Below are 24264 nucleotides of genomic sequence, written 5' to 3' on the forward strand. Positions count from 1 at the left end.
ATTTCCGCAGCTTCATACAGCTGAGGGTCTACTACAGTAATGGCGGCCAGATAAATGATAGTGGACCAGCCGAGCTCTTTCCAGATGATCTGCCCGATATAGATCGTGCGAAGCCATTCCGGCGAGGTCAGGAAGCTGATTTTTTTGCCGCCTAGACTGGCGATGATTTCGTTGATGACGCCACCGTCCACAGTCATGAATACATAGGTAATCGAAACAATAATAACCCATGACATGAAGTGGGGAATGTAGATTATCGTCTGAATCCAGTTTTTCAGATGACGGTTCCTAAGTTCATTTAACATTAAAGCTACGATAATCGGCAACGGGAAGAAAATCACAATGTTCATAGCGAACAGTATCAGTGTGTTGCGCAGAAGCATCATAAAGGTAGGTTCGGTGAACAGGCGGATGAAATGCTTGAACCCGACCCATTCGCTGCCCGCGATTCCAAGAAACGGCTGATAATCCTGAAACGCAATCACCAGGCCGCCCATCGGCATGTACTTAAAGACGACGAAATACATCAGCCCGGGCAATATCATCAGATATAAAAGCTTGTATTTCTTTACTGCAGACAGGAATGCTGTGCTTTTCCTCTTTTCCAGATGCAAATTTGTTGGTGCGGTGATACTTGAAACTTTCACTTGTCAGCCTCCTTTGGTCATTCGGGGATTACGCTCTCTAGACTACGGAACTCCAGAGATTACGTATATAATCATTATGTGACTAACGTGCCCCGGACCCCTTTGGCTACAGTGTTTGCGCTTTCTTGACCTCCTGTGATGATTACAGCCGAAGATAATGATTATGTGCGGATTCATGCATCCTGCGAGGCTGTGAGGCGAACACCTCATGCCCGGATTATATACGTAATCTGGCCCTCTTGTTACGATTGAGAGGTAACCGATTACGAGGAGGATATGAAATGAACCACAGCTCACGAAGAAAAGAATCACTCGGCGGCCGTATATTTATGATTGTAAATACGAGCATACTGATTCTGATCGCCCTTGCCTGTCTCTTGCCTTTTGTAAATATTATCGCCAGCTCCTTCGCGACCACCCAGGAAGTGATTGCGAAAAAATTCATTCTGTTCCCGACTACCTTTTCACTGGATGCCTACCGCTATATCCTTTCAACTCCGACAATTTTTAAAGGTTTGGGCGTGTCCGTAGGTGTTACCATTGTGGGTACCATCGTAAGTATGATCCTGACCGCACTGATGGCCTACGGCCTGTCCAGAAGGTATCTGCCGCTGCGCAACACCATTAACTTCATTGTTGTGTTCTCCATGCTGTTCAGCGGCGGGATGATCCCTACCTTTCTCGTTGTCAAATCCGTCGGGCTTATCAATTCCTACTGGTCCCTGGTTTTTCCGGTAGCGATCAATGCCTTCAATATGATTATCATGCGCAACTTCTTCCAGGCCCTGCCGGACAGTCTTGAGGAATCGGCCAGGATTGACGGAAGCAATGACTTTGGGATTTTCCTGAAAATCATGCTGCCGCTGGCCCTGCCGTCCATCGCGACCATCTCCCTGTTCTATGCCGTAGCTTACTGGAACACGTACATGAACGCCATTCTCTATATTAATGATTCGGTAAAATGGCCGATTCAGGTACTGCTCCGCCAGATCGTTATCGTCTCCAGCGGGATGCAGGCCGAGGGAACATCGGTTGATATTGTGCCGCCGGCCCAGACGATCAAAATGGCAGTCATTGTCGTTGCCACCGTTCCCATGCTGATCGCTTATCCTTTCGTTCAGAAGCACTTCACCAAAGGCGCCCTGATGGGAGCTGTTAAGGGGTAGGAGCTCAACGCATATAAATTCAATCTATTTAATTATAAAGAAACGGTATCGCCTTAACCTAAGGACGGTACCGTTTCTGTGTAACCGGGAATTTCTAAATTCGTTACTGCTTGTGCTCTGGACTGCCTGCCTTACGCCCCCTGCTGCAGCTTGCGGTAAGTGCCCGGTGTCACCTGTTCTTTCTTGCGGAAGGAGCGGATGAAATTCTGCGGGTTATGATACTGCAGACGCTCGGCAATCTCTTTAATCGTCATATCTGTCTCCGAGAGCCACTTCTTCGCCATCTCCAGCCGGTAGTTCATCAGGTACTCACTGAACGCTGTACCGTATTCCTTTTTGAAGATGCTGCTCAGATAATTCGGATTATAATGCAGCCGCTCGCCGATGCTCTCCAGCGTAAGCTCACAGTCATATTCGGCAGCAACGATGGCGGTGATTTTATCAGACAGGCAGCGGAATTGCTTGCTCATCTTCTCTTTCATGGTATAGGTCATCGGATAGATAACCTCCTGTACCAGCAGGCGTTCAATCTCTTCCGGATTGCGGATATCCAGTACCCGGTGGTACAGCTTATTGTTGTCCTGGGTCAGCAGAACCTGGATGCCCAGATGCTGCTCCAGCTGAATCAGGTTGTTCACCAGACGCACCAGCATGACCTCAAAGTTCAGCGTGCTTTTGTTCTTGCCGATCAGCTGGGCCAGGAAAGGATAGAGCGCCTCGTCTACCTGCTCCTTATCCCCCAGGCGGATGGCGTTGAACAGCTGCGATTCCAGCTCAGCCGGATAGTGGAGCAAGACCGGACCGGAAACGACCATCGAGATATCCTCATAAAAGATGATCGATTCCTTGCCGAGATTCAGCCGCTGATGCAGCGCCTGCTTGCCCATCTCACAGGCCTCTTTGCTCTCCAGCAGATCTGTATATGAGTTGCTGATGCCGATGCTGATCGGGACTTTCAGATAATTCCGCGCCGCCTTCAGCAGTGCAGTCGCATAGTCCAGCAGCTCTTTGTTCAGCTCCTGCTCACTCTCCTTCGGGAAGGTCAGGATCGTAACCTGGGTATCATCGTTCAGAATGATGGGCAGCATCCGCTGCTGCTTCGGAATGACTTCTTCAACCATCTTGTTAATGGCCAGCAGCAGTACGTCCTTATTAGTGGTCCCTTGCTCACCAAGGCTGTCCAACTGTATCAGCATCGCAGCATATCTCCCGTTCCCGTTCGGTGCATACCCGAAGCGCTGCAGGTTCTTCTCCAGCTCCTCCGGGGTGACGCGGGCCCTGAACAGGTTAAGAATCAGCTGTGTCTCCAGCTGTGGCATTTCCGCTTCAATCAGGCTCTCAAGTGATTCCTTCTCCGAAAGAATTGTATCGATAGAATGCATAATATACTCGATCTCATTCTTAGCGGAATCCGCTTGCGGAACGATGGACAGGCTCCGCTTAATCTGCTGGATGGGCTTCGTAAAATATAGCGCGATTAAATAAGCTACAATCCATATCAGCAGAATGGACAGCAGCCCCAGGGCATACAGTCCGTACTTAGTCATTTTGAGTGTGCCGGCAATCTCGTCCTGATCCAGCATCGTGAGATAAATCCAGTTATTATAGGAGGACTTGGCATAGAGCAGCTGAAGGGGTTGACGGCCCCCTGCGTCCAGCTTGACCATACTATTCTCTTCACCGGAGGCGATAGTTCTGCTCAGCTCCTGAAACTGCCCGGAGGTCAGGCCTTCGGTGCCCGGCGCGGATTCGTACAGCAGCTCTCCTGATTTATTGAGAATATAGACCAGCGAAGTCTTCTCGGTCTTGATGATGTTATCCAGCGTATATTTCGAAATATCGGATAACGCGATCGCCTGCTTTTTACTGGAGAACACCGGGAGCGTGTTGACGAAGCGGATACCCTTATCAGTCTTGATCCAGAACAGGCTCTGATCCTGATTGTCGATGTACTTCTCACGCAGCTGCTCCACATCCGCCTCCGTCAGGCTGGTGAGCCGCTCATTCATGATCTGCCAGTTCTGTTCCAGACTGATCAAGGAATATTCCGTGCCCTCCGCAGTCATAGAAGCGATATAATTCAGCTGGGAATTGACGTTACGGTAAGCCACGAAGTCTTGAATGGTAATCGGATTCGTAACCACGTCTTGAAAGGAGCTGGTTGTACTATAAGTGTTGAAGGCATACTCAATACTCTGAATCTTATGCTCCAGGTTGTTCTTAATCTGCTCAATATAGCTTTGTTTGCTGTTCGAGAACTGACCGACCACGGATTGAATCGTACTAATATAAATATAACTGCCGAAGCTGGCTACCAGCCCCACACCGAGGATGAGTATCGGAATAAAAATCCCGTAAAACATTCTGCCTTTTCTCATTGCGCTACCCCTTTAATTTATACTCAATACTAATAATTATAGCGCTTTCAAAGTGTGGCTGCCATGATTTTTTTAACGTGTGCACCAAAATACACCTTGCATATCCTGTTTGCATCCTCTTATTGATAACGTTAACAATCGGGGCCTATGCTTCTCTTAACCGGGAATAACACCTTACCAATATTGGCTTAATCCGACAAAAAAATTGCAGTTCTTCACTTGAAAACTGAGGAGTCCTCTTTAAATTGAACGATCTCCTGCTCATTACAAAGAAAGATGAACAGAAATAAGACTGAATTGTTGTTAACGTGTTCTATACTCGTAATCATGTCATAAAAATGATGTTTAACATCCAATTGATCCATTATATTACTATAGATACGTTATATAACAATCGGCTCCTAAGTGTTCGGTGAAAATAAAGTATTAGACTGGAGACATTAACAATAACAGCGGCGAACCAAGACTTGATAAATAAAGTCTTAGACTGCCGCTGTTATTCAACTAACGTTTCCAGTTAGTTCAAAGAACAGTTCATCAACAAATTATCACTTCACTCTTTCGGAAATGTTTTTACTTATTTCTTCAGGATTTTCAACACCAATGATCAACTTTGATATTTTGAACTTACCAACTTTAAAGCTATTCAAATCTAAATGAAGAGTTTCAAGCTCATTCTCAAAAAAGTGCAGTTGATAACCACCATTTGATCTAAATAACCCATTTCTCATTCCTCCTAATAAAGCACCATATAGTTTAAAAGCATTTGGTATCGGTCTACCTGTTGTTATTCCTGTGATTGAAGAGTATGGAATTTGCAACCCTTTATCTAATTTTAAAAAGGGTGAGTTTCCAAAGTCGATATTTACGTAGGTTTCCATTAGTTGAATTTTACGCTCCATATTCTGATCCCCCCATTTTCAAATAATCCATTTATTTCATAACCAATAATTACAAATAATACCACAAACACCTCTTTTCTTCATAAAAATTTAAACTGCCCGTTACTTCAATTCAAGCAGCAGGCTCCCATAGCGCCTGCTCATTAATGTGTATCATTTAATTAAAGTTCTGGTTACTTTAATTGGTTTTTTAACATTTATATACCATCTTTAGAAACTCAAATGTACTTCCATTTGTATCTTGGATAAAAGTCTCTAAATCTTTAAATCCGATTTTGCTATATAACTTTATCGCTCTTAAATTAAAAGTTGCAACTGATAATGTGATTTTATCAGGTTTAAATTCTGATTGAATAAAGTTGATACCTGCCCTTAGAAATTCAATCCCATTGCCTTTTCCAGTTAAATCTGGTCTCATTCCTAAACCAATATCGAAGGTTCTGTCGGCAAGTTGACTAAAACTAAAAAACGCAACCAATTCATTTTCTTTTGTTACAGCAAACGTTGAGTTCCCTCGTTCTTCTGGGTTTAAAAATTCAGCTAAATCTTCTTCATCAGCTTCCATATCATAAAATGAATATTCGCCATCATAATGCCAGTTAAGCGCAATATTTTCTGCTTGTTCTTGTGTTATGACACTAAATTCATAAGCCATTTTAATTCTCCTTTCATTTCTTAAATCTTTTAAATCACAGCGATGCTTTATCGATATTTTTTTCCGTTAGCAATCATTTTACCTTCTCTACCCCTTTAGCCTAATAACTCTAACTCTTGAAGAACTTCCTTTGAATCACAGTTGGGATTTAAGATATTGATCATCTCTTCCGTAATGGGGTGATCATCGTAAATTTTTGCAACAACATCTAGTGATGGTGAACATTCAAAATAACCTATTGCAAATTCTACAAAATCCTCTGGTGTAAGGAATATACAGCCCACTAAAAAATCAGAACCATCGCTTTCCCCTTTTGGAATATCAACTTTTCCCTTGTGCCAGTTAATATCACTGTTTTTACGCCAAATACAAAAAGTCACATCGTCTTTTGCAATTGCATCATCAAGTAAAGATAATAATCCCTTTGGAACGTCATCATAAATCCCTTGCCATACTTTATGTTCATCTTGCGCATATGGGCTTAATTCAGATTCATGATCGAAGCCCTTTATTATGGAGCCTTCAGGGGAAAACAAAATAATCAGATGGTCACCTGCTCCATTATCTATTTTCGCCATACAAACTGCCTCATCCCAATCTCGAACAAAGCTATGGTAACGAAGCCATTCATCTTGACAAAGAATAATATTTAGTGATGCTTGGAATTTCATTAGCTTTTTTAAGATTATTGGATTTGGTAAACGTTCTAACACCTCTACTTCCATGAATCCTCACCCTTTCATCTTTCCATGCATAGCAATTTTCATGGTAAATAAAATGTCTTTTTCAGTCTAGAACTTTATTTGATTTGGGCACTAAGTCTATAAATGCAGTAAGCCGCGGCTTCTCCTGATAAAAGAGAATCGCGGCTTTTTCTAACAGTTCAAGCTCTGAAACACCCGAGCCAAGTACACTCTTCTAGGCGCTATACTCGGCTTCCTCGTCTCTTGATGGAGCCTCGCCCTGCATTTGCTTGAGCAGCTTCTTCATCATGATCGAGCCCTTCACCTTCGTGTGCAGGCAGGGTGAGACTTCGATCGAATATTGTCTCCGGTTTACCGCTGCTCTCAATTCCTCTACAGTGGAGCAGTCCAGCTCCAGCCGGTTCACGACACTGCCATATTGCAGGCATTGGTGGCTGTCACTGCCGGCAATGACAGGAACTCCAAGTCTATGGGCAAACGGCTCAATCAGTGCCCGGTAAGTGTCCGCCCCTTGCATATAAATATCCTTGGCATTCATATCAAAAGCGTCCAGCCGGGCCAGCAGCTGCGGATCCAAATGGTGCAGGGGCGTAGAGGTACGGAACGGATGGGCACCGATTTTCCATAATCCGTGGCGGTCCGCAAGATCCAGCAGCTCCTCAAAAGAGATGAATTCCCCTTCCCGGGTATGTCCCTCCAGCGCGGAACGGACAGACAGGATATCCTCCTTCAGCCCGATCAGCAGAATATGGCCGGTCTCGGCGATATCCACTTCCATCCCGGGAAAAATGCGGAGGCCATCCGCCTCATAATAGTGGCCGTTGTAGGGATATAGCCTATCCAGTGTCTCATACATTCCGAAGAAATTCGATGTATTGAAATGCTCGGTCAGCGCCAGTGCCTGCAGCCCGTTCGCCACAGCCTCGCTGACCATTTCGCGGAAATAGTCTACGGAGAAATCGGATTTTTTCGACAGCTTACCATGGGTGTGCAGATCTATATTCATAAGTGGATGACACTCCTTAGTTCCTGGGATTAGTAGATCAGATTGGGAAACACGGTTCCCAAAAGAAACAGCAGGCCGACATATACAGCGGAGAATGCGGCGAACAGCCAGTCTCTGCGCTGCATCGCCAGGTAGGACAGGCGCAGCTTTTTGACCTGCGGATTATTGACCGCATAGGTGTAGCCTCTGGTCTCAAGCGCTTCTACGGTGGTCCGCGAGCGTTTGGCCGTATTCAGCATCAGCGGATAAAAGACCAGCACGAGAATCCGCAAATAATAGGCGGCGGTGCGCATGTAGAGGAATCCGTGCTTGAGCGGCCTTTGGCCTCTAAGCCTGAACGATAGCAGGATCTGATGGAATTCCTCCAGCAGTGTAGGCAGAATGCGGTATCCGTAAGACAGGCTGAAGGCAAAGGCATCCGGGACACCGAGTGCGGACAGACCGTCACTTAGCCGTTCCGGGTCGAGACTGGAGAAGACGGTAATGCTCGCCAGGGAAATGACGGAGAGCTTCAGCGTAAGGGTCAGCATCGGCAGCAGTGACTCCACCCCGCCGCCAAAGAAGAGCGACAGCAGAAACATCCAGCCGATCTGGCTGACCAGACCCAGACAGAGGATAAACACAATGTAGGGGCTGACCCGCGAGAGCACCGTAGTTACTACCATAAATACAAACATGCCAAGCAGAATGGTCCGGTTGTACACAAACCACGGCGTAATGGCGAAGAACAAATACCAGATCAGCAGCATACGCGGATCAAGCCTGCCCAGAAATGTACTGCTGCTGTTATAGGCTGTACCCAGCAGCTCCAGCTTGATCTGCTCCACCGATATGCGGTTAAGCGCCCGTTTAACGGCTTCCACCATGAACAAGCTCCTCCTTCCTCCATTCGGACCGGGCCACGAACTCCTCCAGGCTGCAGCAAATCCGCGGCAGCTCCAGCAGCCGGCTCATTTCCATCAGCTGCGTTTCAGCCAGCCCGGCACGCCGCAGCAGCTGGCCGTCGGAGAAGATTTCATCCTTGCCGCCGTCGGCAAGGATTATCCCTTCGCTCATCACGATAATCCGGCTGGCCCATTCGGCCACCAGCGCCATATCGTGTGTCGCAATGACAACCGTCTCCACATGGCCGCGCAGGGTTTGGAGTACCCGGGTCATCTCCTGCTTCGTTGAAATGTCCAGATTGGCTGTCGGCTCATCCAGCAGCATGACTGCCGGGCGGACGGCAGCGCCAATCGCCAGCGACACCCTGCGCTGCTGCCCTCCGCTGAGCAGCCGGGCGTCCCGCCCGGCCAGCTCCTGGAGACGGAAGGCCTCCAGCATGGCATCGACTCTTTCGTCCCTATCCTTTAGCCCTCTGGCCTTCAAGTAATAAGCGATCTCACCGCGCACCGAATCATCTATGAACATATCTTCAGGGTTCTGGAACACGTAAGAAGCGATGCCCGCCAGCCGTTCCGGTGGCATACCGTTGACGGTGATGCCCTTAACTTTCACCGTGCCGCCGGTCGGAGCGGTAATGCCGGCAATCAGCTTCATGAGCGAGGATTTGCCCGCCCCATTATTGCCGATCAGTGCCACACGCTCCCCGGAGTACAGCTCCAGGCTGATGCCGTTCAGCACCGGATGGAGCGTTTTGTGGATTGTACGGTAAGACAGCCGGATATGCTCCATTTCTACAACCGGCTTCACCTCAGGGGGAGCAGAGTGTAAGTCACTTATCTGTGGCTGCGCCGACGTTGCCTGGATATCCACCGGAGACAAGCGGCGCATGAAGCAGCTCCGTCCTTCCTCGCTGCTCAGCGGATAACCTGCTGCAGCCTGCCGGTCCGTCTGCAGCAGCCAGGCCGCCCGGGTGACATCGGGCGGATAGATGCCTAGGCTCAGCAGCTCCTCAACTGAGCTTAATGCTTCGCGCACCGGCTTCTGCCAGCGCAGCCTCCCCGCATCCATCAGCACCACCGTGCGGCAGTATTCCGCAATGAACTCGGCATGATGCTCGATGACGACAATCGTCTTGCCGTGCTGCTCGTTCAGCCTGCGCAGAATGTCATAGATCTGCCGGGCATGCTGCGGATCAAGCTGGGCCACCGGTTCGTCGATCACGAGAATATCCGGGTCCATGGCCAGCGCTCCGGCCAGCGCCAGCAGATGCTTCTGCCCTCCGCTGAGCTGCCAGATAAATTCACGGCCCATGCCGTGAAGCCCCGTCAGCTCCAGCGCCCGCATTCCCCGTTCCCGGTAATCAGGCAGCCCGTAGTTCAGCGGTGTAAAGCACACATCATCCATCACCGTCGGACGGACCAGCTGATTCTCAAAATCCTGATAGACATAGCCGATATGCCTGGACAACTCGCTTACGCTTTTGCCCTCCGCAGACTCTCCGAGCAGCATAACCTCCCCTTCGAAATCACCGGTGTAGTAATGCGGGATCAGACCGTTGAAGCATTTGCACAGCGTCGATTTGCCAGAGCCGTTGCTTCCGATGACCGCAACAAAATCCCCTTTCCGCAGGCTGAAGGAAACCTCCTGCAAGACTGGCTGCTCCGCGCCGGGATACGTAAAGGAGACATTCCTCAGTTCCAGTACCGGCTTATCCATCCAGCTGCCCCGCTTCCTGCCGCCTGCGCGAAGCACGGCGCAGGGTGAAGATAATTGCCAGCGCCGCGATCAGTGCGGCAGCCAGCATGCTGATCCAGATCAGCATGGCTTCATTGGATTCTGCTCCCGGCAGCTCAAACTCGCCAATGCTCCAGCCCGATTCCGATAGCAGCTCTGCGCCAAGGGCCACCAGGGCTAGCAGGATTCCGCCGACCGCCAGCTTCGGAGACAGCCGGTTCCCGCCGCCTGATGCATACTGCATATTCCGTTCACGCGGCTTCATGCCAAGCAAAGGCTCGATTTTGCCGTAGAGACGCGGCACCAGATACATGGTCGGCAGCAGCGCGAACAGAATCCCAGAGAACAGTACATCGTTCAGGAAGCCGACACCTTCGATAATTACTATACTTTCCGCCAGGCCTTTAACCGCTTCAAGCTCCTCCACACCGACCCACACCTTAACAATGTCGATCACGGAGCTGCAGAACTGGTGAATCGCCACCCCGCTAATCGCCGCGATCCCGACCTGCCTGCGGTTCTTCGGATCGGATACCATCCGGCCAGCGATATACATTGCCAGTGAGAAAGTAATAAATTTCTCCAGCTCCCCCAGCCCGCCGAACTGGCCCAGCATCAGCTCGCCGAAGATGACTTCTCCGACCGCCGCTCCCACGGCAGCATACAGCGGATGAAACAGCATGCACAGCGTCAGCGGAATGAAGGCAAAATACTCAACCGACAGCTCAACCGGCCCCAGCTGCACACTCGGGATCAGCTCCGTGAACATGTTGGATAATCCGTAGAGTGACATGGACAGCACAAAAATCATCATTTTCTGCGACTGGGTAAGGGTATAGCGCGTTTTCAAGGTACTCATTACTTCTTAGCCCCCTTCAGGAATTTAACTTAAGTATAGGGAGAGCATGTCAGGGCAGCTTTTTCCGTTTGTTAACAGGGTGTAATCTTTTTTCCATGATTTTTAACGCTGTAAAAATATTTACATCATACTGGCAGGCTATAGTGGAGAAGCATCTTTATGTTCAGGAGGTCAACAGCCTATGTACAAAGATTGGAACCGCCGGCCGTTCTCGCCGAACCAGCGGGTCATTGCCGATTTCATTCAAAAAAACGAGCTGCGGGTCCTCTATATGACCGAGCAGGAAATGGCTGACGAGCTGCATATAAGCATCGCTTCAGTGTCCCGGTTCTGGAAGGCGGCCGGCTACCGGCATGCCAAGGATTTCAAGAACAGCCTGCGCTTCCGCTTCGAATCCACCCCTTCAGAGAAAATGCGCGATGCCATGCAGCGGACCGGCGGCAGCTCCCTGCCGCAAATGCTGCTGGAGGTTGCTTCCCACCACCTGCAGGAAACCAGCCGCTATCTGAATGAAGCGCTGCTGCAGCGCGCAGTGGAAGCTTTATCCAACGCGAAGCATATTTACATCTATAGCCCCGGCCCCTGCGTGGGTCTTGCTGAGCTGATGGCCTACCGGATGGCCAGATATGGCCTCAACCTGAAACGGATGGCGCCAAGCGGCCATGAGCTGATGGAAGCCCTGATGCATGCCGGCAAAAAAAGATGTCGTGCTGGTGTTCGGTTTTGTCCAGCTTTTGCCGGAAACGGAGGTCATTCTCGACTATGCGCGCGATGCGGGCTATCTCGTCATCCTGATTACCGACAGACTGGTCTATCCCCGCTCGCAGGACGCCGATATTGTGCTCTACGCGGGGCGCGGCGAGGTGTGGGAATTTCATTCGATGGTCGGACCGACTTATATCATCGAGAACCTGATTCTCGGCGTTGGTCTGCTCAATAAAGACAGCAGTCTGCGCAAGCTTGAGAAGCTTCAGAAACTGCGGGCGCAGTATGGTAGTAAGCTCCCCCGGAGCTGATCACAATTACAGCAAAAAGACGCCTAACGCAGGATTTCCCGTCCCGTCATAGGCGTCTTTTTATACAATCAGCTATATCTTACCATCCAACTTATAGTCGTTTACAGTTCCAATGACTCTCCATATTCCAGCGCAATTCCTTTAATCCCTTCCTTGCCCAGGGCGTCAACAAAGCTGGCCACATCTTGGCAGATTGGCGGGAAAGTGTTGTAATGAACAGGTAGCACCTGCTTGGCATTCAGCCATTTGGCAGCAATCAGCGCATGCTCCGGCCCCATCGTGAAATGTCCGCCCATCGGGAGAATGGCCAGGTCGATGTTATACAGCTCGCCGAACATTTTCATATCACTGAACAGCCCGGTGTCGCCCGCATGCAGAACGGTCTTGCCATCCGCTTCAATAATAAATCCGGCAGGCATGCCGCCGTAAAGGATCTGCTGCTGATCATCCAAGGTAATACCGCTGGTGTGGAACGCATGAATCATCGTCGCCTTAGCAAAACCGAGATCCACCGTCCCCCCGATGTTCATCCCGATCGTCTGCGCACCCTTCCACCCGATATAGGCAGCCAATTCGACAGTAGCAACCACCGGAACGTTATTGCTGATCGCAATCGGCGCCGCATCCAGAATATGATCCATATGCGAGTGTGTCAGAAGAACCGCATCCGTCTTGATGTCCTCAGGCTTCGTTACCGCAGCCGGGTTGCCGCTAATAAAGGGGTCGATAATCAGCGACTTGCCGTCAACCTCAATCTGTACACAGGAATGGCCGTGAAAAATGATCTTCATTCGTTATCTCTCCCTTTCTTCTGTATAGATTGAACTAGTGATTCTTCTATTTTGAATTAGCCGTGACTCCAGAGAATATTTGGACTTCCGGCCGCTGTTGTCTTCAAATTTCTTATTTTATCCGCTATTAGCAGTAGAAATTTGAAGACCGCCTATGCTTCCGATGCTAGCTTTCCTATGGAAAGCTTTCAGGCGGACGCTACCGCTCCTACAGTTCCAAAATCCCCTTCCGCCACTTCTCCAAAACGAGTATTTTCCTGTTCAATCAATATGGACTTACCGTGCAAAGGCATAAAGTTTACGTTACAATGACAGGGTGAGTATTGTGATATCCGCTGCAGTATCGAAGACATCAATAATGGACTTCACAAATATATTTATTTTTATCACGAACGTATATATTTATAATATATTTTACATCACCACCTGTCAAGAGAGGCGTGAGGACTGTTGCTGTCCGTTGAAAAAACTATGCTCTTCCTGCTGTCCCGTGTGGACCAGATGGGCGCCCAGCAATTCGTGGAAATCTACGAACAAAGAGGGTACACCTCTACCTATATCCGAAACAGCTTGTCCCGCCTAAAAAAAGAGGGCTACATCGCCTCACCTGCCCGTTCCTTATACCAGATCACGGATAACGGACGCTCCTACATCAAATCCATTAACAGCAAGCCTGCCCGTTATCATCAAAAGTGGGATCACACCTGGGATGTCGTCATGCTGGAAGTGCCTGAGCACGAACGCAAAAAGCGCGATGCCTTTCGTGCGGCGATTCTGCAGCTTGGCTTCGGACTGCTATATAACAGCGTCTACATCTCTCCCTGGAATTATCGCCAGGAAGTAGCCGAGTATATTCAGAGTCTGGAGCTTACGGGCAATGTCTCGATTATGCGCGGAGAGTTCGCAGAGGGCTCGATTACCCCGGCCAAAGCCTGGACCATCTGGCAGCTCGACAAAGTGGAAGCCGTGTATCAGGACAAATGGAGCTGGTCACAGACCGAGTTCGCTCCTCTCGTAGACGAGGCTGTCCGTGAAGGTCAGGCTTTACGCCTGTTTCTGCTGTATCTGCAAATCGGCGAAGTGCTGAGCGGCTTGTTTATGGTTGACCCTTCGCTGCCGGATGAACTACTGCCTGCGGACTGGTCCGGCAAAACCGTTCTCGCAGAGCTACAGGCGCAATCGCGCAGACTCGCCGAGGCGATCCCCCGTGATTCCTTCTATGCGCTGTTCACATAGCAATTTCTATTCTCTCCATACACATGGAAAAAAGGGGCAGCCTCTCTCAGGCTGTCCCTTCTATATTTATTTTAGTCTTGCCGCATGCCCGTAGCCAGCAGCTCCTTGACTGCTTCGAGACTGCTTAGCGGCGCACGGCAGGCAAAATTCCGGCATTCATACGCCGTCGCCCGGCCATCCACCGCCGGCTTATCAGCCAGATGCGGCAGCAGAAGATGCAAAGCTTCACCCTCACTGCCGGACCAGTTGACAATCAGCGAGGCATCCGGCAGGTAGGCTTGCTGGACCTGAGCCAGCATTCCATGCAGCGCCGGATCCTCCGGCTTCCCGGACAAGACCCATTCACGGCCGCCGGAGATCAGTGCCAGATGGGCCTGCAGATACATCGCATATCCCGGCGGATATTCTGCAGCCGCAGAGGCCATTACCTGTGCGGTTCGCTCGGCAACCGCCTTCAGCTCCACATCCTGCGAGATCACCGACAGCTTCAGCAGCTGCTTCGCCGCCACCGAATTCCCGGACGGAAGCGCTCCGTCATACAATTCCTTGGTGCGGATCGGCAGCTCTTCGCCGTCACGTCCGGTGAAGAAGAAGCCGCCGCCCTCCTCGTCGCTTAACAGCGCAAGCAGCCCATCCTTAAGCTGCAAAGCCCGCTCCAGGTGCACAGCCTGACCTGTAGCTTCATAGAGCTCGGTCAATCCCCAGATCAGGAAGGCATAATCATCGACATACGCAGGAATCGCCGATTCCCCGTCACGGTACCGGGCCAGCAGCCGGCCGTCCTCACGGCGGCGGAGGTTGTTCCAGATGAAGTCCGCTGCCGCTGCTGCAGCTTTGGCATACTCTGGTTTCTGTAGCGCTTTTGCCCCTTTGGCCAGGGCCGCGATCATCAGGCCGTTCCAGGAGGTCAGCACTTTATCATCCTTGGACGGATGAATTCGCTGCTCCCGGTAAGCGAACAGCGTCTCGCGCCATTCCTCCATCCGCGTTTTCAGGCCAAGCGGGTTCATGCCCGTACGTTCGGCCATATCCTCCGGCAGCTCTTGCAGCAGATTCGGAATATTGGCTCCCTCAAAGTTGCCTTCCGGCGTAATTCCGTACACATGGCAGTAGGAATGCATGTCCTCCAGACCCAGCGCTTCCTCAATCTGTTCACGGGTAAAGACATAGAACTTCCCTTCCACCCCTTCGGAATCCGCATCCTCTGCACAATAAAATGCACCCTCCGGTGAAGTCATATCCCGCCGTACATACATAAAGATCTGCTCGGCAATCTCCGCATACAGCGGCTTCCCGGTAATCTGGAAAGCTTCCAGATAGGCGATTGCCAGCAGCGCGTTATCATAGAGCATTTTCTCAAAATGCGGCACCAGCCACTCCCGGTCCGTGGAGTATCGGGAGAACCCGAACCCTACGTGGTCATACATCCCGCCGCGGTACATCGCATCCAGCGTTTTCTCCACCATCCGCAGCGCTTCCGGCTGCTGGTAGGCTTGGCTGTATGCCAGCAGGAACGACAGGTTATGCGGCGAGGGAAACTTCGGCGCGTTACCGAACCCGCCGTATTCCTCGTCGAACTGGCGTCTGTACAGCTCATAGGCTTCATGCAGCAGCTCTTCGCCCGGCACAGCACCGCCGCTTACTCCGGCAAGCTGCGCATTCTTGCGGTCGAGCGACTGGAGATCCGCGAGCAGCTCGTCGCCGAGCTTACTCAGCGCATCGCCATCCTGCTCCCACTTCGTATGGATTTGCTCCAGCACATCCATCAGCCCGATCCGCCCGAACATCTGCCGTTTCGGGAAATACGTCCCCGCATAGAACGGCTTCTTGTCCGGCGTCAGCAGCACCGTCAGCGGCCACCCGCCGCTCCCGGTCAGCGCCTGACACACCGACATATACAGCGCATCAATATCCGGCCGCTCCTCGCGGTCGACCTTGATGGCAATGTAATTATCATTAAGCAGCTGCGCGACCTCAGCATCCTCGAAGGATTCGCGCTCCATTACGTGACACCAATGGCAAGTCGCCATATTATACCTAACTACGAATAGCCTACAGACAAAAAAACTGGCTTACCTTCTCGTTTAGCTTTAGAGAACGCAGCTTCACCCCATGCCATCCAGTTAACCGGATTATGCGCATGTTGTAGGAGGTAGGGACTTTTCTCATTTATCAATAGGTTTGTATGTGTATGCTTAACAGTATGATCCTTCATTTTACAACACTCCTTTTGGGTATGAATAAAGAGAGTCGAAATTGACTCTCTTATAGTTTACCCATTTTCATAAAATTGTTATATGTATTATTTAAATTATTTCTTGCTTCATCAGAAACTGAATTCAGTGATCTAACATAAGCTTGATCACCGTTTGAGAAGGTTATTAGTTCAAAATTTGGCGCAGCAACTCGCAATTGCTGTATTTCTTCATCAGTCCTAGTTATCTATGTATTTCATTTTTTTAATATAACAACTTATATATCCCAAAGCATTAAGTTACTCTATGTTGATTTTTCTTTCATTGTCACTTTATCAAGGACCTTTTCCCTCAACTCCTTCTTCTAATCAGACCTCCAATTCACACTTCAATATTCGACAAGAAAGGATACAATTACCTTCTTTTATTATATCCTGTTTCTTATTTTATTTCTTGCAGGCAATATGTATGAAGAGTAAAGCTAAATACCCAACCATGTCCATATTATTGGCTACAAATGTCATGATAAAAGACGGATTTTCATCAGAAAATTTAGCGTACGCTAATTTCCCCATCTTGTTTATTGTCGTTTTTTTATAATAGTATTTTTATTTAGCATGTATTATCTTGTATTTTAAGTAATATTAAGTATTTCATTGAAAGGAGGATCAGATATAAATATCACATTTTGAAAATTGCCTGACTTTAAATACATAATTATATGGGAGGATTCATTTTTGATACGTAAAATACTTTTAATTATTCTAGTTTGTAGCATGGCCTTCTTATCTATTCCACCTTTGGGTGCACGTGCAGCAGCGACAAATGTTGTGCCGATGAGTAAGGCTGCTGTGGCTGTATTGGCCGCAGTAGCTGAAAAGGGAGGTATGAAGTTTCCTGATGCCGCAACGGCTTCAAAGTTTGCTAAAGGATTTGAGTACACTACTAGAGGAAATGTCATATATCTTAATGGTATCAACGGCCTTAAAGCTACAGGCAAAAGAGCCACACGTGTAGTGGGTAAAACTGGTTTTGTAAAATACACCATATCTGCCACAGCGGCTGCATTAGTGATGGATGGGATGGCTAGTCTTTATTACGGAATAAAGAATTCAGCTTTGGAGAAATATGTACTGACTTATCCAGTTAATGTTTCTGATTCGGGAGGTCGCTGGGCGGCGACAGAAAATTTTTATGCTGAACCTCTCAATGTGTATACTGGATCACCTCCAACGGTCAGTGATCAGACAAAAAAGGCAAATAAACATCTTATTCACTTTTATAATGCTACCACTAATGAGTGGAGAAGCACCGAGATATATACTGATTTTTCTTGGGTAGGAACATTTCGCTTTACTGGTTACGGTAATTATTATCCTAAAAGTCTTTATGTTAATTATGGTCAAGATGTTAAATATGAGTGGAATAGTTTTGGGTATGATCAAACTCCCTATAAAGGTACAATGCGTCTGAAAGTTGAAACTCCTTTTGGCGAGACTGCGAATGTATTAGCTTACGATACGATTCCTAAAAACAACGGAATCACATATGAACCTTCAGTCATGCCACAAGAAGATTTTGAATTATGGATTCCTGACCCCGATCCTAATTCTGGGCAAAATCCATTAGAAATTATTATTTCTAATCCTGACCTTATCACAAATCCAGTTCCTTCTAAGGTAAGTACACCAAATACAGCACCTGCTGAAGATTTTACAGGTGCACCTATAGAGGATGGTTACCCTGAGGTTGATCCAGAACCAACTGTCGCACCATCACCATCAACAGAACCTACAGAACAGCCCAATCCATCTCTTCAGCCCACGCCATCCCCAACAATTGAACCTACATCGTCTGTAATGCCTAGCACCCAACCAACCAATCCGCCTGTTATTGGTGGCGAAGGAGAACCCACAACACCTCCTGACAGCGAAGACGATGAAGATGATAATTATAACGGTCCAGCTATTGATTCACCTCTAACTCCTGAAGAAGCATTAGCATTAGGCTGGGAAGATGTTACTCCACCGCTTATAAAGGAGTATAAGGATCCAAAAACGAATACAATTGTTAAGTTTAATACTAAGACTTGGGAAATAACTTATACTAATTATTATGAGGTTGATATTATTGATGAAGGTAAAAAGAAACTAGGCGAAATAGATGAAATTGATATGGAGAATAAAATATTCTATGAGGACAAAGCCGCTGAAGGTTTAGACATACTTAATCCAACTACTGGACTACCCTCTCAAACTCCAGAGGAATGGGCTATAAAGCAAATACTTATAAAAACCAGAAAACGAATTGACGTAGCACTTAAAACTGGTGCTTCTACATCGCCAACAATTAAGGGATCTAAGATAGTGCCAGACATAGAACTGATAAGGGATTTTAAAGAGTTTGTATTTCGACTGGAGGGTGACTCTCCAGAACTAAGAGAAGCTACTGAAAAAGTTGTAAATCAACTCAGAGTAGAATATCCTGATTACAAATTCAGTGCGCTCTACGGATACAAAGGAGGAAATAACAATGGCAATTAGTGCGCAGATTCTTGAAGCTCAAAATGAATTTGAGAATCGCTTATACATTTCAGTCGCCTCCCTTTCTTTTTTTAGAGAGTGCTGGCTCCCAGGTATTAAAGCACTGGGTTTAACTTGGACTAGGCTTTTTATACCCGGTGTTGATATAACCGTAAATGAATTACCAGTAATTCTCAATGAATTGAAACAATTAAAAGAATGGGCCAGTCTTAACTTACATGATGTAAATCATGACCATTTTATCGAAAGGGTTAATTCGCTTATCGAAGAGCTACCTTCTGCATTCCAACGAGATGATGCTGTTGTCTTTATTGGGTAGAGAATAAATTAAATCAGAACAGCCCAACAGACATAATTCTGTTGGGCTGTTTTATGATATAAACGATAATTCGAACTTCGTTTGTCACTCCTTTGGAATAACAAACTGTATTAATCCCTTTCAACAGAAAGTGTGAAACTGTGTAACCGATAAGAAAAAGAACTATTATTTTGATACTTACCTGAACTCTTGTTTTTAATTGCAACCGTCTTCACTCCCATTTCATATCTACAATAACGTATCCGATCTAAAGGCACCAGTGGCAAGTTGAATAGCTATATGGGGACTTTTCATTTATTAGTCGATTAGGCTTTTGGCCTTCTCTTATCTCCATTTATGTAGCCTCCTTCTGCGGAATGTGCCTTTGTTAGTATTACCCATTGAATGGCAAAAAGACACCACCAAGGGTTAGTGCCTCGGTTCGCCTTTTCTCTCTTTAAACCTTGTTATCACAACTAACAGTACAATAATTCCGAGCAAAATCAGCCAGTTTACTGGGTGACCGAAATTTAATACGCAGCCGACTCCGAACCTTTTCTCGACGATCAGGTTTGGATCCTTAGGATTGAAATAAATCATACCTAACAGCCATTTATCATCATCATGGACAGGTCTGACATTGGAGTAATCGGCAGATCGCTCCAAGCGGCTTCCGCCCTGACCAGCCCAGAACGATAAGGCGAAGTAGTATAGCATGATAAAGGCTATTATGATTAGGATAATGGGGATAGCGAGATTGAATCTGATCGTAGTTGAGTAGCACAGTTACAATACTAACAATAATAATTAAAACATGAATGAGGAACCAATTATTAGACAAGCCAATGTTTCTTTCCAGAAAACCAGTGTCCACTATATGACTCCCGCATCTGGCGCAGAGGCTCACTGTGGAATTGTACAACGCTGACGGTAACCCCAAAACTAATCGTCTCTCTTGATAAATAAGGCATGCTCACCATGAGTATAATGGTAGGTACAAATATAAAGATCATTATTATAACAGGCATTATCCTATGCCTTTTTGCGTATTCGTTATCCTAATTTTTTCGATGCTTAGCCACGATACGATAGACAGAATTTTGGATGAAGGGTTGGATAACCAGTAGTAGTAGCAAACTTGGGCGAAATCTAAATAAAGATGATTGCTACTCCTAAAGCAAAAACCAAATGTAGAGGTTTGATTTTGCATAGTTTTTATAAACCCTCTATGCATCCGCACAAAGTTATTCGCTCAATGTCCCCATCACACTTATCAAATATTGATCCAAAATCACCATTGATTATCTGGATTTCAACTTAATGATGAGTTCCGAATTCAAGTACGTAACGATACTATTAATCCTCTTAAATTAGCACATTCTTAGCTGTTCTTTGCTGGGGATCTGATAAGTCTGGGAATTCGAGTAGCCTTGTTAGGATTACCCGAAGAGGGGAAAAAGACACTAACTTAAGTCAGTGCCTCATGGTTTCGCACATGCACCAGCCATGATTAAGGGGGGGGTACCAATAAGCTGTCTTCATTGTATGATATAACCTAGGATGATTGCTCCTTTGAAATGGATAGAATTCGTAGATTCCCATTACCTGGACTTAGTCTAAACGCCAAATTGCTTTAAATGATGGTCCAAATGCTTGTAAATCCCTTTACCCCATTCCTCTGAAGTGAGTACACCGAAAAAAGGATGTGGATGATTGGTACAATGCTTAGGACCCTCTCTTTGTAATGTTAGTATATTTTGTTTTAGCTTTTCTTTTTCTACTTCAAACTCTCTCTTATCCACAATCATGATGTTTTGAATAGTAGACATATTACGAGGAAGGGGCTTGTCGTTAAAGAATATGGGTTTTGCAAACTTTCCTATAATTATTCCTAACCAACTTCTTGAGGAATGGGTAATTCCCATTGCAATATCTTGAAAAGAAGAACAATGCGCTAGCATTTGAGCCACATCCATACTCCCCCATTGCGGTTGAGCGCCTTGCTTTAATTGATCGATGCGTACTAAAATTTCTTTTGTATGTGAAAGATCAAATATATTATGCACTAGGACAACGACCTCCTGACATTATAAAATATTTGATTAATCATTAAATATTACCATATTATTCAAAATAAATGAATCTTTATAACCAAACGTTGGATTTGGGTAAAGTATTGCTTAGGGTTAGTTTACCCAAAAAGGTGGGGGAAAGCGCAGTGCTAGCGGAAAATAAATTTGGCTAGTGAAGACGGTATAACCCTACACTTAACTCCCGATGGCAACGAACAATATTACAATACCCCAAAAGCTTAACCTCTCAAATCGATTCCCAATTCGATGAAAAATACGGATCTACATGGTTAGCAACTCCTCGAATTATATGTTTTTATTCCTGTACACGTACAGAGAGAAACACCATGACAGGAAAATCAAAATCAAGCTGGCACCAAGCACCCAAAACAAACCCGATATACTGTCCGAAGTCAGGATATTTCGGAGGAAAGTGCCGATAGGAATATCCATCCATTCCATAATGCGTATCGCAATCAGAACGACACCGCCGACCGAGAAGATCACGATTAAGTCGAGCACTTGAACAAGACGCGACCCCGTTGCAAAAAATAGTGGGAAATAGATAGCGTAAAATACAAGCAGAAGCACCAGGGTCAGGATCGTTGATTGCAAACTGAACCAGGGCAGCTCCTGAACAGGAAGGACAATCCCGGCTAAGCCGCGCCACAATAACGTAAGAAGAAACGAGATGGATATAAACATCACAATACCCACATATTTGGCAGTTACGATATCGATTCTTCGCAATGGGAAAGAAGCAAGCATACGGCCGTTGTTGTTTTTCTCATCCGACTTGCTCGCCACCACAATTAAGAAATGGCTGAATATCGCGGCTGGAACGGCCAGCGGCAATCCTTCAAATGCGCCGAGAATAAAAAAGAAAAATCCGACAAATGCAAACCCTAGCACAATGAACTTTTTTTGAATTCGAATATCCTTGGCAAGCAACTGAAGCATCTAATTCTCCCTCCTCGTATAGACAAGAATATCGTCCAGCGACGGTTTCTCCACCTTCACCTGATGGCCGAATACTTCTTCAGAATAGCTTTCTCTTGCAACCAACCCCTCAAATCCCAGATCATTTAGCTGTATATCCAGAAATGTATGCTTGAGGCCCGTTGCTCGAAGCCATTCGGCTGGTCCTTTTATGAGCAGATAAGAATCGACCAGTTCCTCCTTACTTCCGCAGAATCTTACTTGTCCGTGGCGGATATATACAATGTAATCGGCAATACGTTCCAAATCGGTGCTGATGTGCGTAGAGAAGAGTACAGACCGGGTTCCATCCTGAATATATTCGCTTAATATAGTCAATACCTCTTTACGAAACACCGGGTCCAGGCCCGACGTTGGCTCATCCATGATCAGCAGATCAGGTTCATGCGCCAAAGCTGCCGCTAAGGCGAATTTTGTTTTCATCCCCTTGGATAAATCGCGGATTTTCCGGCGGGAAGGCAGTTGAAAATCATCCATATATTTTCTGAATGCCAAGTCATTCCATGTGGGATAGAACGATGATACAATCTTTTTCATCTCAGTTACGGTCAGATGATTATAGAAAGAATCCTCATCATATACGAAGCCAATTCGACGCTTAATCTCCCGTTCCTTGTTCAGATAAGATTGGCCGAATAAGAGCACTTCTCCCCGATCGGGCCGAATCAGGTTCATAATGGAACGAATTAATGTTGTTTTACCCGAACCGTTCGGGCCAATCAACCCGGTGATATAACCGCTTTGAATAGAAAAGTTCAAATTTCCAAGTGTAAATTCGCCGTTTTGTTTAGTAAATCCGCGAAATTCAACGATACTCATGACTCCATCTCCTCTCCGTACAAAATCGTAACTAAATGCAAAAAATCCTTGCGCGTTAAGCCCATATTTTTCCCTTCCCTAATTGTCAAACGGATTTGATCTTCCAAAGCACGGTTTTTAATCTCCCGTATCGATTCTATGTTGTTCCCTGAAACAAACGTTCCCTTTCCGGATACGGATGTGACCAGTCCTTCCTGTTCCAGTTCGTCATATGCCCGCTTCGTCGTAATCACGCTGATCTTTAAGTTTTGGGCAAGATTGCGAATGGAAGGCAACAATTCTCCCTCCTTAAGCAGCCCTGTTAAGATTTGATTTTTGATCTGTTCCTTGACTTGCGAATAAATCGGTTCTCCTGAAGTAAGGGATACGGAGAGATGCATGCGGTTCCTCCTTCTTCGCTGTATATATCGTATATAAACAGTATATATGTGGTGCGAATTATTTTCAAGCTTTGTTTGTTGGTGCATAATCATGCTTTGCCACTTCTTTATTTAAAAAGAACGTCCCGTAAAGGACGCTCGCGTAAATAACTATTTGGGCTTAGGCTAAAATACACTTTTTCAATTCCCACGGCATGCCTACAGCTAATACTGTTTGAAAAAGAATTACAACAGAAAAAACTTCTACCAAAATTCATGGCAGAAGCAATAAACAATTGATTTACGCGAACATCCCATCAATGAATAAATAGATAACCCCCTTGTTTGTTAACATATATATGAACTACAAAATTTCATGAACAGGCAGGTCATCCTTAATGGGACAAAGGTTCACTAATTGAACTCATTCGGTTTATGGACCAGCCAATTTAACAGCGAGTCTTAAGTTTTACCTTCTCTATATGTGAGCAGGGGCGCTTCGGAAAAAGCGATTTTTGCTATAAACAGTTAGAGGCAACTCTAACTAAATATCGATTAGATCTCCCGAAGCAAATCGATATTATTGGTGTCGTATAATGCAACCTTCAAATCAATAATGTTCAGATTTTTCTTCAATTCATCAATCTGCCGCAGCACTTCCTTACGATGCTCGATCATTATGCTGCGTCGCGTTTCCTTGGTAGTATCGCCTTCCATAATCAATTCGATGTATTTTTTGATATCTTTAATGGGCATTCCGGTGTTTTTCAGGCAGCAAATCACTTTGATAAGAACTAAATCCCCGTCAGAAAATATCCGGTTTCCCGCCCCGTTGCGACCCACAAAGGGCAATAAACCTTCCTTGTCGTAAAAGCGGAGCGTATGCGCCGTCACATCACAAATAGTAGCTACTTCATTGATGCTGTACATCCTCTCTTTCACCTCGAAAAATCGGTATTTTAAAGACTTGACTTCGATAAGTCTCTAAGTATTAGCATTA

The 24264-nt window shown here is 46.6% G+C and carries 21 protein-coding genes and 1 pseudogene; 5 read left to right on the plus strand and 17 right to left on the minus strand.

All coding sequences use genetic code 11. The features are described from left to right. Nucleotides 1–647 (minus strand): ABC transporter permease subunit (locus AQR02_RS14745; RefSeq protein ID WP_425339979.1); only part of this gene is annotated, 647 nt, incomplete at its 3' end. A gap of 281 nt (nucleotides 648–928) precedes the next feature. On the opposite strand from AQR02_RS14745, the gene AQR02_RS14750 reads away from it, so the two are divergent. After that, nucleotides 929–1813: a carbohydrate ABC transporter permease gene (locus tag AQR02_RS14750; RefSeq protein WP_054941125.1), complete on the plus strand. Its 885-nt coding sequence runs from the start codon at nucleotides 929–931 to the stop codon at nucleotides 1811–1813. 131 nt (nucleotides 1814–1944) lie between these two features. Here the strand turns inward: AQR02_RS14750 and AQR02_RS14755 are convergent, their stop codons facing one another. From AQR02_RS14755 to AQR02_RS14790, 8 genes are all read right to left on the minus strand, one after another. Beyond that, on the minus strand, nucleotides 1945–4191 hold the full coding sequence (locus AQR02_RS14755) for a helix-turn-helix domain-containing protein (protein WP_054941126.1): 2247 nt from the start codon (nucleotides 4189–4191) through the stop codon (nucleotides 1945–1947). 548 nt (nucleotides 4192–4739) lie between these two features. Next, nucleotides 4740–5093 (minus strand): hypothetical protein, encoded by a 354-nt coding sequence (locus AQR02_RS14760; protein ID WP_054941127.1) that lies wholly within the window; start codon nucleotides 5091–5093, stop codon nucleotides 4740–4742. 190 nt (nucleotides 5094–5283) lie between these two features. Beyond that, the gene (locus AQR02_RS14765) at nucleotides 5284–5748 is read right to left on the minus strand and encodes a GNAT family N-acetyltransferase (RefSeq protein WP_054941128.1); all 465 of its coding nucleotides are present in this window, start codon (nucleotides 5746–5748) and stop codon (nucleotides 5284–5286) included. A 95-nt stretch (nucleotides 5749–5843) separates the two neighbouring features. After that, the gene (locus tag AQR02_RS14770; protein ID WP_054941129.1) at nucleotides 5844–6473 is read right to left on the minus strand and encodes a hypothetical protein; all 630 of its coding nucleotides are present in this window, start codon (nucleotides 6471–6473) and stop codon (nucleotides 5844–5846) included. Between the two features lie 193 nt (nucleotides 6474–6666). Next, the gene (locus tag AQR02_RS14775) at nucleotides 6667–7458 is read right to left on the minus strand and encodes a PHP domain-containing protein (RefSeq protein ID WP_054941130.1); all 792 of its coding nucleotides are present in this window, start codon (nucleotides 7456–7458) and stop codon (nucleotides 6667–6669) included. A gap of 29 nt (nucleotides 7459–7487) precedes the next feature. Beyond that, the gene (locus AQR02_RS14780) at nucleotides 7488–8324 is read right to left on the minus strand and encodes an energy-coupling factor transporter transmembrane component T family protein (RefSeq protein WP_342447457.1); all 837 of its coding nucleotides are present in this window, start codon (nucleotides 8322–8324) and stop codon (nucleotides 7488–7490) included. Then, complete coding sequence (locus tag AQR02_RS14785; RefSeq protein ID WP_054941131.1) at nucleotides 8308–10059, minus strand: ABC transporter ATP-binding protein; 1752 nt, start codon at nucleotides 10057–10059, stop codon at nucleotides 8308–8310. The genes AQR02_RS14780 and AQR02_RS14785 overlap by 17 nt, the downstream gene beginning before the upstream one ends. Next, the gene (locus tag AQR02_RS14790) at nucleotides 10052–10936 is read right to left on the minus strand and encodes a DUF8171 family membrane protein (protein ID WP_054941132.1); all 885 of its coding nucleotides are present in this window, start codon (nucleotides 10934–10936) and stop codon (nucleotides 10052–10054) included. Before AQR02_RS14790 ends, AQR02_RS14785 begins: the two co-directional genes overlap by 8 nt. Before the next feature lie 181 nt (nucleotides 10937–11117). Here AQR02_RS14790 and AQR02_RS14795 point away from each other — a divergent pair, with 181 nt between their 5' ends. Then, nucleotides 11118–11876 (plus strand): MurR/RpiR family transcriptional regulator, encoded by a 759-nt coding sequence (locus tag AQR02_RS14795; protein WP_054941133.1) that lies wholly within the window; start codon nucleotides 11118–11120, stop codon nucleotides 11874–11876. A 177-nt stretch (nucleotides 11877–12053) separates the two neighbouring features. Here the strand turns inward: AQR02_RS14795 and AQR02_RS14800 are convergent, their stop codons facing one another. Continuing rightward, on the minus strand, nucleotides 12054–12743 hold the full coding sequence (locus AQR02_RS14800; protein WP_054941134.1) for a metal-dependent hydrolase: 690 nt from the start codon (nucleotides 12741–12743) through the stop codon (nucleotides 12054–12056). Nucleotides 12744–13193: 450 nt separating this feature from the next. Here AQR02_RS14800 and AQR02_RS14805 point away from each other — a divergent pair, with 450 nt between their 5' ends. After that, nucleotides 13194–13979: a PaaX family transcriptional regulator C-terminal domain-containing protein gene (locus tag AQR02_RS14805; protein WP_054941135.1), complete on the plus strand. Its 786-nt coding sequence runs from the start codon at nucleotides 13194–13196 to the stop codon at nucleotides 13977–13979. Nucleotides 13980–14050: 71 nt separating this feature from the next. Here AQR02_RS14805 and AQR02_RS14810 read toward each other — a convergent pair. After that, nucleotides 14051–16194: pseudogene (locus AQR02_RS14810) on the minus strand (thioredoxin domain-containing protein). Nucleotides 16195–16911: 717 nt separating this feature from the next. Here AQR02_RS14810 and AQR02_RS14815 point away from each other — a divergent pair. Together AQR02_RS14815 and AQR02_RS14820 are read left to right on the plus strand one after the other, a co-directional pair. Then, the gene (locus AQR02_RS14815) at nucleotides 16912–18717 is read left to right on the plus strand and encodes a hypothetical protein (RefSeq protein ID WP_148449106.1); all 1806 of its coding nucleotides are present in this window, start codon (nucleotides 16912–16914) and stop codon (nucleotides 18715–18717) included. Beyond that, nucleotides 18707–19036: a hypothetical protein gene (locus AQR02_RS14820; RefSeq protein ID WP_054941138.1), complete on the plus strand. Its 330-nt coding sequence runs from the start codon at nucleotides 18707–18709 to the stop codon at nucleotides 19034–19036. The genes AQR02_RS14815 and AQR02_RS14820 overlap by 11 nt, the downstream gene beginning before the upstream one ends. 408 nt (nucleotides 19037–19444) lie before the next feature. Here AQR02_RS14820 and AQR02_RS35580 read toward each other — a convergent pair whose 3' ends face one another. The 6 genes from AQR02_RS35580 to AQR02_RS14850 all read right to left on the minus strand — a co-directional run bounded on the left by AQR02_RS35580 (nucleotide 19445) and on the right by AQR02_RS14850 (nucleotide 24194). Next, complete coding sequence (locus AQR02_RS35580; protein WP_222861272.1) at nucleotides 19445–19732, minus strand: DUF5808 domain-containing protein; 288 nt, start codon at nucleotides 19730–19732, stop codon at nucleotides 19445–19447. 899 nt (nucleotides 19733–20631) lie between these two features. After that, nucleotides 20632–21081 carry a DUF1569 domain-containing protein gene (locus AQR02_RS14830; RefSeq protein WP_054941140.1) on the minus strand — a complete coding sequence of 150 codons (450 nt, stop codon included), beginning with the start codon at nucleotides 21079–21081 and terminating at the stop codon, nucleotides 20632–20634. Nucleotides 21082–21393: 312 nt separating this feature from the next. Further along, a complete protein-coding gene (locus tag AQR02_RS14835) occupies nucleotides 21394–22047 on the minus strand; it encodes an ABC-2 transporter permease (RefSeq protein ID WP_054941141.1) in 654 nt (217 codons plus the stop codon). Then, complete coding sequence (locus AQR02_RS14840) at nucleotides 22048–22905, minus strand: ABC transporter ATP-binding protein (RefSeq protein WP_054941142.1); 858 nt, start codon at nucleotides 22903–22905, stop codon at nucleotides 22048–22050. It abuts the gene before it with no gap. Next, nucleotides 22902–23378, minus strand: a complete 477-nt coding sequence (locus AQR02_RS14845; protein WP_245237457.1) for a GntR family transcriptional regulator — start codon at nucleotides 23376–23378, stop codon at nucleotides 22902–22904. The genes AQR02_RS14840 and AQR02_RS14845 overlap by 4 nt, the downstream gene beginning before the upstream one ends. 441 nt (nucleotides 23379–23819) lie before the next feature. Then, complete coding sequence (locus tag AQR02_RS14850) at nucleotides 23820–24194, minus strand: MerR family transcriptional regulator (protein ID WP_054941144.1); 375 nt, start codon at nucleotides 24192–24194, stop codon at nucleotides 23820–23822. Between the last annotated feature and the right edge of the window lie 70 nt (nucleotides 24195–24264).

It is taken from the genome of Paenibacillus ihuae (genome assembly GCF_001368795.1).
Classification (GTDB): domain Bacteria; phylum Bacillota; class Bacilli; order Paenibacillales; family Paenibacillaceae; genus Paenibacillus_AQ; species Paenibacillus_AQ ihuae.